This is a genomic window from Streptomyces sp. NBC_00306 (genome assembly GCF_036169555.1).
Taxonomy (GTDB): Bacteria; Actinomycetota; Actinomycetes; order Streptomycetales; family Streptomycetaceae; genus Streptomyces; species Streptomyces achmelvichensis.
Window position 1 is genome coordinate 3,042,738 of the sequence record NZ_CP108032.1, and the last position, 12,191, is coordinate 3,054,928.

Annotated in this window: 14 protein-coding genes and 1 tRNA gene; 2 read left to right on the forward strand and 13 right to left on the reverse strand. The window is 67.5% G+C overall.

The annotated features are described in order from the left end of the window. The first annotated feature begins 158 nt into the window (after window positions 1–158). Window positions 159–230, forward strand: a tRNA-Cys gene (locus tag OHA05_RS13430). A gap of 192 nt (window positions 231–422) precedes the next feature. Here OHA05_RS13430 and OHA05_RS13435 read toward each other — a convergent pair. The 13 genes from OHA05_RS13435 to OHA05_RS13495 form a co-directional block, all read right to left on the reverse strand. After that, the gene (locus OHA05_RS13435) at window positions 423–1,544 is read right to left on the reverse strand and encodes a hypothetical protein (protein ID WP_328860691.1); all 1,122 of its coding nucleotides are present in this window, start codon (window positions 1,542–1,544) and stop codon (window positions 423–425) included. A 110-nt stretch (window positions 1,545–1,654) separates the two neighbouring features. Continuing rightward, entirely contained in the window at window positions 1,655–2,872 is a 1,218-nt protein-coding gene (locus tag OHA05_RS13440; protein WP_328860692.1) for a tyrosine-type recombinase/integrase, read from the reverse strand. 84 nt (window positions 2,873–2,956) lie between these two features. Beyond that, window positions 2,957–3,190: an excisionase family DNA-binding protein gene (locus OHA05_RS13445; RefSeq protein WP_328860693.1), complete on the reverse strand. Its 234-nt coding sequence runs from the start codon at window positions 3,188–3,190 to the stop codon at window positions 2,957–2,959. Between the two features lie 186 nt (window positions 3,191–3,376). Next, the gene (locus OHA05_RS13450) at window positions 3,377–4,510 is read right to left on the reverse strand and encodes a DUF3631 domain-containing protein (protein WP_328860694.1); all 1,134 of its coding nucleotides are present in this window, start codon (window positions 4,508–4,510) and stop codon (window positions 3,377–3,379) included. Next, window positions 4,507–4,860: a hypothetical protein gene (locus OHA05_RS13455; protein WP_328860695.1), complete on the reverse strand. Its 354-nt coding sequence runs from the start codon at window positions 4,858–4,860 to the stop codon at window positions 4,507–4,509. Before OHA05_RS13455 ends, OHA05_RS13450 begins: the two co-directional genes overlap by 4 nt. Then, window positions 4,857–5,771: a bifunctional DNA primase/polymerase gene (locus OHA05_RS13460; RefSeq protein WP_328860696.1), complete on the reverse strand. Its 915-nt coding sequence runs from the start codon at window positions 5,769–5,771 to the stop codon at window positions 4,857–4,859. Before OHA05_RS13460 ends, OHA05_RS13455 begins: the two co-directional genes overlap by 4 nt. Window positions 5,772–5,861: 90 nt before the next feature. Next, window positions 5,862–6,290 (reverse strand): hypothetical protein, encoded by a 429-nt coding sequence (locus tag OHA05_RS13465; protein ID WP_328860697.1) that lies wholly within the window; start codon window positions 6,288–6,290, stop codon window positions 5,862–5,864. A 16-nt stretch (window positions 6,291–6,306) separates the two neighbouring features. Then, on the reverse strand, window positions 6,307–6,501 hold the full coding sequence (locus OHA05_RS13470) for a hypothetical protein (RefSeq protein WP_328860698.1): 195 nt from the start codon (window positions 6,499–6,501) through the stop codon (window positions 6,307–6,309). A gap of 17 nt (window positions 6,502–6,518) precedes the next feature. Next, window positions 6,519–6,770, reverse strand: a complete 252-nt coding sequence (locus OHA05_RS13475; RefSeq protein WP_328860699.1) for a hypothetical protein — start codon at window positions 6,768–6,770, stop codon at window positions 6,519–6,521. Between the two features lie 65 nt (window positions 6,771–6,835). Further along, window positions 6,836–9,070: a cell division protein FtsK gene (locus OHA05_RS13480; protein ID WP_328860700.1), complete on the reverse strand. Its 2,235-nt coding sequence runs from the start codon at window positions 9,068–9,070 to the stop codon at window positions 6,836–6,838. 82 nt (window positions 9,071–9,152) lie between these two features. Next, entirely contained in the window at window positions 9,153–9,536 is a 384-nt protein-coding gene (locus OHA05_RS13485) for an RRQRL motif-containing zinc-binding protein (RefSeq protein ID WP_328860701.1), read from the reverse strand. Then, window positions 9,533–10,642, reverse strand: coding sequence for a conjugal transfer protein (locus OHA05_RS13490; RefSeq protein ID WP_328860702.1), 1,110 nt, complete (start codon window positions 10,640–10,642; stop codon window positions 9,533–9,535). Before OHA05_RS13490 ends, OHA05_RS13485 begins: the two co-directional genes overlap by 4 nt. Further along, window positions 10,639–10,929, reverse strand: coding sequence for a hypothetical protein (locus OHA05_RS13495; RefSeq protein WP_328863384.1), 291 nt, complete (start codon window positions 10,927–10,929; stop codon window positions 10,639–10,641). The genes OHA05_RS13490 and OHA05_RS13495 overlap by 4 nt, the downstream gene beginning before the upstream one ends. Before the next feature lie 501 nt (window positions 10,930–11,430). Here OHA05_RS13495 and OHA05_RS13500 point away from each other — a divergent pair. Continuing rightward, entirely contained in the window at window positions 11,431–12,189 is a 759-nt protein-coding gene (locus OHA05_RS13500) for a helix-turn-helix domain-containing protein (protein ID WP_328860703.1), read from the forward strand. The last annotated feature ends 2 nt before the right edge of the window (window positions 12,190–12,191 follow it).

Here is a 12,191-nt window from a genome sequence, read left to right on the forward strand (position 1 = left end):
AAGGGGCAAAGCGCATCGTGAACCCTGTCGCTGGACGGGTCCGGACTGGTCCCTTGGTCGTACGACCATGAACGCCGTGTGGCAGTCGTATTGCAGGGCGCCCGCCGCTCTTGAGCGGCGCGGGGGCCGCGCCTACGGTCGGTGGAGAAGAGAAACACGGCCGTGTGCCCGAGTGGTTCAGGGACTCGCCTGCAAAGCGAGTTACGCGGGTTCGATTCCCGCCACGGCCTCACCGTCCGACCAGGCACGACGAAAGGGCGGCACCCCAGGGTGCCGCCCTTTCAGCGCCGTCCGTCTCAGTTACCGTCTCAATTGCTTCCTGCTACTACAGCTCAGATGCAGTAGACGGCCCGCTGACGACTACTCCAACACCGAGGAGCGACAACCCCACAATGGCGCCGCCCCATCGAGGGCCGCGAGGGTTATGGGACTGCCCCACCCGCTTGGCCGCTCTGAGGCGGTCCGCCAGGTTGCTGGGACTGCTGCACCAAGCTGTCTGTGGATGAGCGCATCAAGGAACGGTGACTGAACCCGAGGCTTTTGCTGCCCCAGAGGGCCGCTGGGCCGATGAGAAATACCAGTGCGGCCGGCACTGTTGCAGTCGCAGGGACTCCCAGGCTCGTCGCAACGACAACAAATGTCGCTGCGACTGAAGCGCCAACGATAACGATCCACGCATCTTTGCGGCGACCTTCAGGAATCGAGTGCGCCAATTCAGCATCACTTTTCACAAGTTGCTCTTCATCAAGCAAGCTCTGCCATCGCTGTTCGGCAAGCCGAGCCACGAGAACTCCGATAATTTGCGCGAGCTCTCGACAGGCGGGCGCACCGCGCTTAAGCACTTCCGCACTGGCCGAATGAAGCGCTTGCTGCACCTGCAAGACATGCTCCTGCACGTCCTTCTTGCGCTGATCCGTCATTCCCGGATATCCCACGAGCGCAAAGCTTCCAAGCGCCTTGCTGAGGACTGCCACCTCTTGATCCAGAACTAGCGGGGTCGTCTTACGCCTGGGAAGTTCGGCGCACAAAGCAAGGCAGCGCACAGCAAGAACGTACGCCCACCCGAAATTTTCCTCCCTCATGAAACCGATAGCGGCGGAACGGGTAGTAGAGAAGAAGATCAGGAAAGAAATGAGCCCGCCGACAGAGAGCGGAGCCACCCGCCAAGGGTATTTCTCGTCAATCGCAGACAAAGAGATGAGCGAAAACTCAAAGAGAACCATTGAGACCATGGCGGAACCTAGCGACCATCTCCGCACCTTTTCACGCGCTTTCGCCTGCACGTGATACGCATGTCGCACTTCTCGAAGTTGCAGAGCAACACGAACCTCAAAGTATCTTGCAGCAGCTACAGCCTTTCTCGGATTCTCACGCAATGCACTCTTAAGCCTGAGCGACTTAGCCAGAGGCTGCGGCTGATGCTTTTTGCGCCACGGCCGATACAGTTGAGCCGTGCGAACTGCAAGGAACGCGCAACACCACGCGCCTACAGGCAGGAATATAAGACCGATAATGAAACGTGTAGCTGTTTCCTTCCATTCCATCTTCCTGCCCCCTTGACCGATTTCCCTTACTCCGCGTCATCCTAGCTAAAATGCAGCCACAGAAAAGACAAACGGCTCAGCCCGCCAATCTGGCGTACTGAGCCGTGTTCTCACTCCCAGATGAGTCCATCCACCTGCCGCGCAATGTCGGTCCGGACCGCGTCCACCATGTGCTGGTATCGGGCGGCCATCGCGGTCGTCGACCACCCCATCAGGCCCATGACGGCCCGCTCAGGGATACCAAGGATGAGCAGCACCGTCGCCGCCGTGTGACGCGCGTCGTGCAGGCGTCCGTCCCGAACCTTCGCTTCCGTCAGAAGCGACTTCCACTCAGCCCAGTCCCGACGATGGGACGGGCTACGGCCCTGTTCGTCCGGGAACACCAGCCTGTTCTCCTCCCAGCGTTTCCCAGCCGCCGCGCGCTCCCCTTCCTGTGCCTTGAGGTGGGCTCGCAGCAGGTCCACGAGTTGTTCGGGGAGACCGACAGCGCGGCGCCCTGCTCGTGACTTGGTGGTGGACAACTCCGGGTTCGTACGTTGCTTGTGTGGGCAGTACCCAGCGGCCTTACGTCCGCAAGGGTCCGCGCACCCGTGAGCGTACTGCGCCCGGTGGCGACTACGGCGGACAACGAGAAACCCAGCCTCAAGGTCCACGTCTTCCCACTTCAGCCCCAGCACCTCCCCTTGACGCAATCCGAGGGCGAGCGCGACAGCCCACCGTGCGGAGTTGCGATGCCGGCCAGCGGCCTGGAGCAACCGCTGCACCTCTTTGACGCTGTAGGGCTCCACCTCGTACTCCCCCGTTTTCGGTGCCTTGGCCAACTGAACAGGGTTCTTGCCGAGATGCCCGCGCCGTACGGCCTCGTTGAGGGCGGTGCGGAGGGTTCGGTGCACCTGGTGAGCGGTCGCGGGCTTGCTGCCGTTGGACTGCATCTTGGCGTAGAACGCTTCGATGTGCTCGGGCTTGAGCCTGTCGAGACGGTGAGCGCCCAAGCCCGGGATCAGGTGCTTCCGTACGGCCACGCCGTAGCCGACCATCGTGTTGTCGTTGACGGCGAGGGGCGCGACGTTTTCGATCCAATGCGTCAGCCACGCCTTGACCGTCCACGCCTTGCCCGGCTTCTTCACGGTCTTGGTGTCGCGCTGCTTCTCCAACTCGCTCACGGCAGCGGTTACCTCGGCACGAGTCTTGCGTTCGACGTGGCGCCGGTCCGGGGTCCCGTCGTCGCGGATGCCGACGGTGACGCGGCCGTGCCATTTGCCGTCCTTGCCGAAGTAGATCGAGCTGCGACCGTTGGGCTGTCGGGTGCGCTTCTTTTCCTCTGCCACAGGCAGGCTCCTGTTTCTCGGTGTCGGGATGACGGCCGGGGCGGCGGGCTGTCCTGTCCGGGAGTGCCGCCGCCCCGGGTGTGGTTAAGCGGCGCGCTGGGCCGCGCGTCGGCGGGCGAGGTATTGGGCGGGTGCGTCTGCGGGGACGCGACGGAGTCGGCCGATGTCGATGGACTCCAGCTCGCCGGTGCGGATGAGTGCGAAGCAGGTGGTCCGGCCGATGCGGAGGCAGCGGGCGGCTTCTTCAACGGTCAGGAGAACGGGAGTCGGGTCATCCGCCTCGGCAGGTGGGGCGGCGTCCGCGGTGGCGATGCTCATACAAGGCCTCCTCAGGCCATCGGGGGGTCCCTCTGAGGGGCGCTACTTCCGCTACCGCCGCTACCGCGCAGGTCAGGGGCCTGTTCGGGGTAGCGGGAAGGGGTAGCGGTAGCGGATGGGTAGCGGGGCGGTAGCGGCAACGAAGGGCGGTTGCCGCTACCGCGTTATCGCTGGTCAGGCAGGGTTTCAGGTGCCCGGTAGCGGAGGTAGCGGACTTTCCGGGGGTGGGGGGCAGTAGCGGCCCCACGCGTCCCACAGATCGGTGGCGTAGTAGCCCTTGAGGACGCTCCCGGCGGTCTTGATGTTGCGGGAGGCGATCGGCTCGGTGTCGGCCGTCATGTACTCCGCGAGCATCTTCGACAGGCGCCGGCTGTCGAGCGGCTTGCCGTTCAGGTCGGCCCACGGCGCGTCATCGAGCGCGTTGAGCCGGTCCAGGATGGCGATGGTGGGCAGGCGGTCGATGCCGACCAACACGTGATCGCGCAGGTCAGTGAGCAGCCGGACTCCGAGACTGCCTTTGTCGTTGGCCTTGGACGCGGTCACCAACATCACGCACGCCTCGCGCGCCCTGGTAGGCCAGTCACCGCCGGCCGCGTCCGCGATGGCGAGCAGGGGTTCCCACACGTCCGCCGGGCGGTCGCTGACCCCGTCGGGCATGTCGGGCCATGCGCCCATGACGAATCCGCGGGCGTGTTCGGCCCATTCGGCGAGCCGCTCGCGGAGCTTGTGCCCCTCGGCCTCGTGCAGGCGGGCGCGGAACGCTTCGATGCGCTCGTTACGGGCCCGCCGGCGCATCCGGATCACGATCGAGCGGGTCATGATCGTGTCGGGCAGGTGCCCGAGTCCGGCGACCGCGACGCCGCAGTACGAGGGGAACGCCTGAACCGTCTGATTGCCGCCGTCTCCGATGCACCGGTAGGTCACTCCGGTCCGGCGGTGACCCGCATTCAGGAACCCGCGCAGTTCCTCGTTGTCGCCCGCCTTGGGGCCGAAGACCGTGTCGATCTCATCGAACAAGATCGTGGGCCGGCCGTTCGGTCCAGACACCGACCGGAACAGGGCGGCGGCGGACGCATTGACGGCCGTCATCGGCTCCGGCACGAGAGTTTCCACGATCTCCAGCGCCCGAGACTTCCCCGACCCCGGCTCCGGTGAAAGGAACGCAAGCCGCGGGGTGGAGTCGAAGCAGTCGAGCAGGTGAGCGTGCGCGTCCCACAGCGCCACGGCGACGTAGGCGGCCTCGTGCGGAAAGACGTTGAAGCGGCGATGGAAGGCTTCCACCTCGTCCAGCAGTGCGGAACCGTCGATGACATCAGTCATGCGGCGGCCCTCCCTTCCAGGCTGATGCGGAGCGGGCAGGTGTCCCGGTGTGCGGTGTGGTCGGCGACCAGGGCGTGGACCTTGCCGTGCCCGACGGCGCTGCGGTTCCAGCCGCACAGGCACGTGGAGGTCGCGGTCGGCACGGCACCGCGCGGCGCGCAGATGGTGAGCCACGCGACCGGGTACCGGCCGCCGCCCGGGTACGGGTCAGGGCGAACAGCAATGGGGACGCCTTCGGCGACGCCTTTCGGCTCGCCCACGGGCACCGCGTCCACAGGCTGTGCAGCGGCGTGCGGGCCGTCCGGGGTGGTGGTGATGCTCTTCAGAGGGGGATGCCGGCGGGCGCTCATGCCGCATCCCGGCGGCTCTGGTTGTGGGCGATGGACCAATCCAGCGCGCTGCGCAGGGTGGAGCGGCACTCGGACGCGGACAGTCCGCACGCCTCCCCCGCCTCCTGAAGAGCCTGTTCAACCACGTGCCGGGGGAGGTCGCCCCATGCAACGAACCGCCCCAGAGCGCGTGCGGCGCGGAACAACGTCGCTTCCCGCTCGCCGACTTGGGCCGCAGCGACGTTCCGCGTCTCAGCGGCGAGCGCTACATCCGCGTATCGACGTGATTGCCCCGCTACGGCCACAGAAGGGGCCTGAGAGTGCTTAAGGGCGGGTTGCAGGATGCTGTGGAGCCACGAGGGCAGACAGGCGACCACAGGGGCGCACAGCGGCTCATATGCTCCCGCCGCGGTGATGCTGCCGGCGGCGACCACGTATCCGCCCCACGCGCGGGTGTCGACCGAATCGGCAACGGTCCCCGCCGTGTTGGCCATCCGGACCCCGGACGGAACGCTGAAGTACAGGTGCGTTCCACCGCTCGCGGTCCGCACCCGGTAGGTATCGGGGACGGCGTGCCCGGCGCGCTCGCAGAGCGCCCCGAAGGTCGCCGCGCCGTCAGGCGCGTCCGAACTGCCCTTGTGCTCTGGCGTATCGAGATCAACGACCAGCAGCCCGGAGGGGCCGGTGGCGATGCCGACGTTGAACGGTCCGTGCGACCAGGTGGCACGAATGCGGTCCGGGTCAGTCGTGGCGCGCTGCTCCCACTTCCTGTGGCCGCTCGCGCACACTCCACTCCGCGCGCACGAAGCCTCCCCATGCAGGGCGGGCCGCTTGGTGTCGGGACGCAGGGGGAAGACGTGCCAGCCGCGTTCAGCGGCCGTCAGCGCCGCGGCGAGTAAGACCTCTCGTCGAATGTCGGGCGGTTGGGTCATGCTGTAGGTCTCCTGTTCTGCTACGTCGGGATACGGAGACCGAGGGCGGCGGGCTGTCCTGTCCGGGAGTGCCGCCGCCCTCGGGCGTAGCTAGTTGAAGTGGTTGCGCTTGAAGACGGCCTTGCGGATGTGGAACGTGTTGCCGCCGCCGGAGCCGAGGATCTGCACGGCGATCCAGCCGCCGAAGATGACGGCGGCGAGGATGATCAGTTGGTGGACCAGCGCGGCGAGGGCGGCGATGAACGTGGTCAGCAGGACCAGTCCGCCGCAGACGGCGCCGAACCCGATCCCGCCGAGGGCGATGTTCACCGCCGTACGGGACACAACCGGCTTGGCCGTGACCGGTTCGGGCTTGGCGGGTTCCACGGTGTAGCCGGTGACGATCCGGCCGTCGGGCAGGACGACGCTCGCGATGGTCGGCAGGCTGCCGGGCTGCGCGGGCACGAGCGGGGTGGGGCGGTGGACTTCGACGGCCGTGGGGTGTCCGGCCGGGCGGTGGTACGTGGTGGGTTCGTTCACGGTGCTGGTGTCCCTTCTAGCGGCCGGCGTCGGCGAGGGCGCCGGTGACGGCGGTGACGAGTTGGTTGACGGTGTCGGCCGCGCCGGTGTTGGCGAGGTAGAAGCCGAAGAGCGCGACGACGACGGCCGCACCGGCGCCGACGGCCTTGAAGCGCAGCAGCAGCGCAGCGGCGACGGCGAGGAGCAGCACGAGGGGGATGGTGATGATCACGGGTCCTCCGGGTGGGGTCAGCGGGTGCCGGCGCGGTAGGTGCGTGCGGCGCGGTTGTAGATCCAGCGGCCGACGCGTATGCGCTTGCCGGTGGCGTGGCAGCGGCGGCAGTCGCGGCCACGCTTGAGGTGTCCCTTGCGGTTGTTCTTGAGTTCGTGGCCCATGCCGTGGCACTTGCGGCAGTCGCCGAACGGGCTCAGCCAGCACCTACCGCCGTAACCAAGAGTGACGGCGAGTAGGCAGGCGATAGCGAGGAGGGGAAGGCTCATCAGGGGCCTCTCAGGCGGGGTTTGGAGGGTTTTCGCAGGTGGGCCGCTAGCCGCTAGCGACCTGATCAGACAAGGTTTGGGTCGCTAGCGGGGTCGCTAGCGCTAGCGACGGTTACCGCTAGCGATAGCGACCCTTCGGGGCTATCCGGCGTCCCGCTTCTCGTTGCGCTGTGTAATCGCCGTGGCGAGGTCGTCGCGCTTGATGCCGCGCTTGTTGACGGTCTTGCCGTCGATGCGGCGGCCGATCTGCTCGGTGGCCACGCCGAACGGCTTGAGCGCTGCGGTGAGCGCTTCCGCCTTCGGCTTGGGCTCCAAGTCGGCCCACGGGCCGTAGGCCTCGGGGCGCAGGTCGGCGAGCCGGTCCACGATGGTCTCGGACCACACCTTGGCCTCGCCCTTGCCCAATACCTGGGCGACGTCGTCCAGGATCGTCGCGGACACCTCCGGGGCCGGGACCTCGCCGGCCGCGTCGCCGGACAGGGTGCCCTCCGCCTCGCGCAGCGCGGCAGCCCGGGTGAGGATGCGTTCCGCGTCGCGGCCGTCGGCGAGGTAGGTGCGCACGATGCCGGAGTCGTCGGACATGCCCTTGAGCAGACCCACGCCCTTGTGGGACTTGAGCAGCTTGGACGCGTCCAGACCCTCCGAGTACGAGCCGGCACCGAGGATGGTGTCCGAGACCTGGTAGGCGCCGACCCGCAGCGCGAACCGCCCCTGGTGCTGCTGACACCCACCGCCGGGGCGACCCGGGCGAGGTAGACCAGCAGCGCGAGGATCTCCTTGCCGTGCTCGGGGTGCTGCAAGTACTCCTGCACCTCATCCACGACGAACAGCGTGAGCGGCATGTTCAGCTTGCGATCCCGGCTGATCTCCGGGGTGAGCTTGCCCTCCGGGCAGATGTGCAGCGGCAGTTCGGAAAGCCGGTGGTAGCGGTCCTCGACGTCCGCCTTCAACTCCCGCAGCGAGGTGAGCAGATGCCCCACCGGGTCGAACCCGTTCTTCGGGACGATGCCGAACCCGATCCGGTGCGCGACCAGCGCGAACTTGCGCCAGTCCGGCGACGCCTTCCCGTCGAACACGTACAACCTGACGTACGGGTCCAGCGCGGCAGCGAGCGCGATCGTCCGCGCGGAGAACGTCTTGCCCTGCCTCGGGACCGCGCCGACCAGCAGCGACAGCCACAGCATCGTGGCCATGACCGGGTTGCCGCGCTCGTCCACGCCCCACGGGAACGGCTTCCAGAAGTCGACCCGTGTCGCCCCCAACAGGGGGGACTTTCCGGACGGGACGGCGAGCGGGTCACGGTCGGCGATCCAGTACGAGACCCGCCGGCCGCTCGTCTCGTCCTTGTCAAGGAAGAGCTGCGTGGGCGCGATGTCCATGCCGGACGCGAGCCGGCCGTGCGCGTTCAGCGCGTCCTCGAACGTCTTGCCGTACGGCAGGTCGACGACGACACGCCACCCGTCGCCGTCCCGTCCGATCGGCCGCGGGAAGGCAATGGACTGATCCTTGCTGGTCAGCTTGGCCGCTTCATGGGCGCGGATGACGATGTCCGAGGACAGCTTGCGCTTGCGGAAGGTCACCTTGGCCATGTCGATCAGCGGCCGGTCCGCCGGCGCCCCGACCGCCCCGAGCGTGGTCGTCAGCGTCGCCACGGCCAACAGCAGCAGCCAGGACGGCGCCATGACGTACAGGGTCAGAGTGGCGGCGAGACCGACCAACGAGGCGATCCCGGCGACGATGCCGCGCAGCCGAACGCGGTCGTTGCGCTGCCGCGACAGCTTCAGGTACTCGGCAGCATCCTCGGCGGCCACAGCGGCGAGCCGCAGGCCCTTGCCCTCCGCGTCGAACACCCACCGGCCGATAGCGGCCGACCAGCGCCAGGCCCCGCGCGGCGAGTAGTAGAGAACCTTCGGGGTGTAGATGCACGGCAGTCGAACCGCGTGGTAGCCGATCACGGCGGAGTAATGCCGGATGGCCCACTTGCGGATGGCCGTGCGCTGGTCGGGGAGCTTGACCCAGTCCGGGAGGACCGGCATGCGGGCCTTGTCCTTGGCCTGCATCCACTCGCTGACGGACGGCGGGTAGACCTCGCGGGGCGGGTCGACCGGGGCGCCCTCGGCGAGCCCTTCGGCCTCGGGGTCGTCGGTGTCGGGGAGTTCGGCCTCCCACTCCCCCGGCTTGGCCTCGCCGGGGGCGGTGGAGTCGGCTGCCTTCTTCTGCGGGAACGGCAGTACGGCCGCTGTCTGGGGTTCGGTGCCCTCCGGCTCGCCAGGGAGCGGGAACACGGGGTTCTCGGTCACGATGTACGTACTCCTTCGGGAGTCGAAGGGTCCGGCCGGCTTGCTGTAGGAGGCGGACGGCCGGACCCGGGTTCGGGGTGGTTCAGGCAACGCGCTGTTCATCGGGATAGGCGCAGGTCACGCACATGCCGAGCGTCGGCGGGATGACGTATCCGGCATCCCGGCTGCACTCGGGGCAGCGGCGGCGGGCGCGCATCATCGCTTCGTGCGCACGCCACCGGGCGGGCGTCATCGGCCGCACCGGACGAGCAAGCTCGATCCGGTACAGGAACGCGGTCAACGGCTCGCCCCGGCGACGCGGCCGGAAGACCTGTGCCGCGATGGCCTGACCACCCGGCCGCAGCCCACGGATGCGGAGTTGGCGGCGGGTGGCCAAGTCGTCCGGAGCGTGACACCACGGGTAGGTGGGGATTCCGAACCGCTCGCCGGCAGGATCGAAACAGTCGGCGAGGGTCAGCCGCTTCACGCGACCTTGCCGCCGTCGGCGGCACGTTCAGCGAGGATCGTGTCCCGCAGCATCCGCGCATTCGCCGGCGAGGTACGGATCTCGCGGCGGATGCCCTCCGCCGTAATCCGGCGGTCGGCCCAATCGGCGGTCGCAGTACGGGCCTCAGCGAGCAACTGATCCGCCGTGCGCTTCGGTCGAGGCGAGCGAGCAACGTCGGGAACCCTGCCGGTCGCCCGACGGGATCGGGGGGAGTCGACCGCCACCGCCCTCCGCCCGGCCGACTCGACAGGCGCGGCAATCGCCGGGACCGGCTTGACGGGAAGCGTCGGCTTCACGAAGTCGACCACCACCGGATCGGGCACCGGGAATCGAGTCAGCACCACCGACGGCGCCGGACCCGATTCCCGCAGGTCAGCCATAGACCGATTCCTCACGGTCTCGGCAGATTCCTCCTCATTCGCGACTGGGGTGGGCGTCGGGTCGGTGCCGCCGAACATTGACAAGAGCGCGGCGTTCGCGCCGTCGGTGATCCGGTCGCGCTGCACATCCAGCAGCCTCGATCCGAGCGCCGCGTCCCCCACCCCGACCTTGCGGGCCAGCCGCCACGACGCTCGATCCGACCGCTTCCTGACCCGGTCGCTGGGGTGGTGGGCAGCACGCGCCCGGTGGTAGGCGAGGGCCTGAACGATGTCGGCGGTGTGCCGCTCGTTCTCCGCGTCGCGGCCGTCAGTGTGGACGACGATCCGGCGGGCGAGGAACGCCATGCCCTCCGCCGACACCGACATACCCATCGGGGTCAGGGCGTAGATCACGGTCCGCCCGAGATCCGGCGCGGCCATCGCGCCCATGACGGCAGCGGCGGCAGGCAAGGCCCACAGCCCGATCCGGACCACACGAGGGGAGGACTGGCCCAGCATGGTCAGACCCAGCAGCACCAGGGCGAGAACGGCCGTTGCGCCCTCGCCGGCACCGAGGGCACCGAGCGCGGTCCCCGTGCCGTAGGCGTGCCCGATGTTGCTGTAGGTGCCGATACCTCCGACCACGCCCGTGGCCAGCATGGGCACGAACGCGGCGGCGAGTACACCGACCTGAACCTTGCCGAGAGGCTTGCGTGTCTCGTTCATGCCGCTTCCCCCGACTCGGACCGGAAGTCGCGAACGGAGCGCAGGAACGGCACGGTGCGGGTGAGCGCGTCGGCGTACAGGGCGTCCCAACCGGCGATCTCGTCACCGGCCTCCGCCGCCGCACGCAGGTCGGCGAGGATGTCACCGGCCGCGTCCTCACGGGCGGCACGCTCGCCGTCCGTCTCGAACTCCAGCGGACCACGGAACAGGTCGACGTCGATACCGAGCGCCAGTTCCGCGAACTCGATGTCGCCGTGCGCTTCCTGGCCGGCGACGAAGGTGCGCATACGCATGATGCATCTCTCCACTTCAGGTACGTCGGGGATAGGGAGATCCGGCGCGGCGGGCTGTCCTGTCCGGGAGTGCCGTCGCGTCCGGAAACTGGGGCAAACGCCGCTCGTCACGGCGAGCCAAGTGACCCCGGGCGGAAGTCGATTCCGCGCCCTCACGGCTAAATGCCGGGGCCGACGGTTCGTCACCCGGCCGTCACGGGGACGAGGTCAAGCCCCGTCGATCTCAAAGCACTCTGTTGAGTTCTTAATGAACGAACGCTGCCTTCGTACTCACCCCTGCGGGCTTTCCTCCGGGCGATGCAGTACCTGTTTTACAGGTACTGCATGGGGCGCCGTCAAGTACAGCGACGGAACCTCTTTGGCTCTGCGCCCGAACCGCTTGGCGCACCATCAGCATCACTGCACGTCAGGGGAGTTGGTTACCCCATACGTGGACAGCTCAGGGAGTTCTCACTACGGTCAAGAGGTCCCTAGATGTCCCACCGAGGGGTACAGATGTCCAACGAACGGTTACGGTCAGCCTTGTTGGCACGCGGAATGAGCGTTCAGGACCTGGCCGACGAGATCACGGTCAACCCGAAGACCGTCGAACGTTGGATCACGCAAGGGAAGGTGCCGTATCGCCGGCACCAGTACGCCACCGCCGCAGTGCTCAAGGTCGACGTCACTACGCTGTGGGATGATGATCGAGCGCTGGAGAGCGCAACAGACCTGACCAAGGCGGAGATTGTGGCCGTCTACCCACACCGCCACGCGGTGCCGCCGAACCTGTGGCGTGAGATGTACGCGCGTGCCGAGACGAACCTTGACGTTCTTGTCTACTCCGGGCTCTTCCTCTCTGAGGACCCTCTGTTCATCGACCTTCTGAAGAAGAAGGTTGAGGGGACCACTCAGGTGCGCATCCTGCTCGGGGACCCGGACTGCGAGGCCGTTCGGCAGCGGGGCATAGACGAGGGGCACCGGATCATGCACGGCAAGATTCGGAACGCGCTGGTCAACTACCGCCCACTCTTCAAGAGCCACCCTGAGATCAGCTTCCGGCTGCACGCTACGACGCTCTACAACTCCATCTACCGGTCTGACGACGAAATGCTCGTCAACCCCCACGTCTACGGCATCGGCGCCTACATGGCCCCAGTCTTCCACCTGCGTCGCATGCCGGGCGGCGGCCTGTTCGACACGTACGCGAATAGCATCGAACAGACCTGGGGAGGGGCACGCCAGGTCTCGGACCGCGACATCACGGGAGCCTGACC

Coding starts and splice junctions, on each gene's coding strand:
- OHA05_RS13435 (WP_328860691.1), bottom strand. CDS start 1,544: ATGGAATGGAAGGAAACAGCTACACGTTTCATTATCGGTCTTATATTC.
- OHA05_RS13445 (WP_328860693.1), bottom strand. CDS start 3,190: ATGAGCATCGCCACCGCGGACGCCGCCCCACCTGCCGAGGCGGATGAC.
- OHA05_RS13450 (WP_328860694.1), bottom strand. CDS start 4,510: ATGACTGATGTCATCGACGGTTCCGCACTGCTGGACGAGGTGGAAGCC.
- OHA05_RS13455 (WP_328860695.1), bottom strand. CDS start 4,860: ATGAGCGCCCGCCGGCATCCCCCTCTGAAGAGCATCACCACCACCCCG.
- OHA05_RS13460 (WP_328860696.1), bottom strand. CDS start 5,771: ATGACCCAACCGCCCGACATTCGACGAGAGGTCTTACTCGCCGCGGCG.
- OHA05_RS13475 (WP_328860699.1), bottom strand. CDS start 6,770: ATGAGCCTTCCCCTCCTCGCTATCGCCTGCCTACTCGCCGTCACTCTT.
- OHA05_RS13490 (WP_328860702.1), bottom strand. CDS start 10,642: ATGAACGAGACACGCAAGCCTCTCGGCAAGGTTCAGGTCGGTGTACTC.
- OHA05_RS13495 (WP_328863384.1), bottom strand. CDS start 10,929: ATGCGCACCTTCGTCGCCGGCCAGGAAGCGCACGGCGACATCGAGTTC.
- OHA05_RS13500 (WP_328860703.1), top strand. CDS start 11,431: ATGTCCAACGAACGGTTACGGTCAGCCTTGTTGGCACGCGGAATGAGC.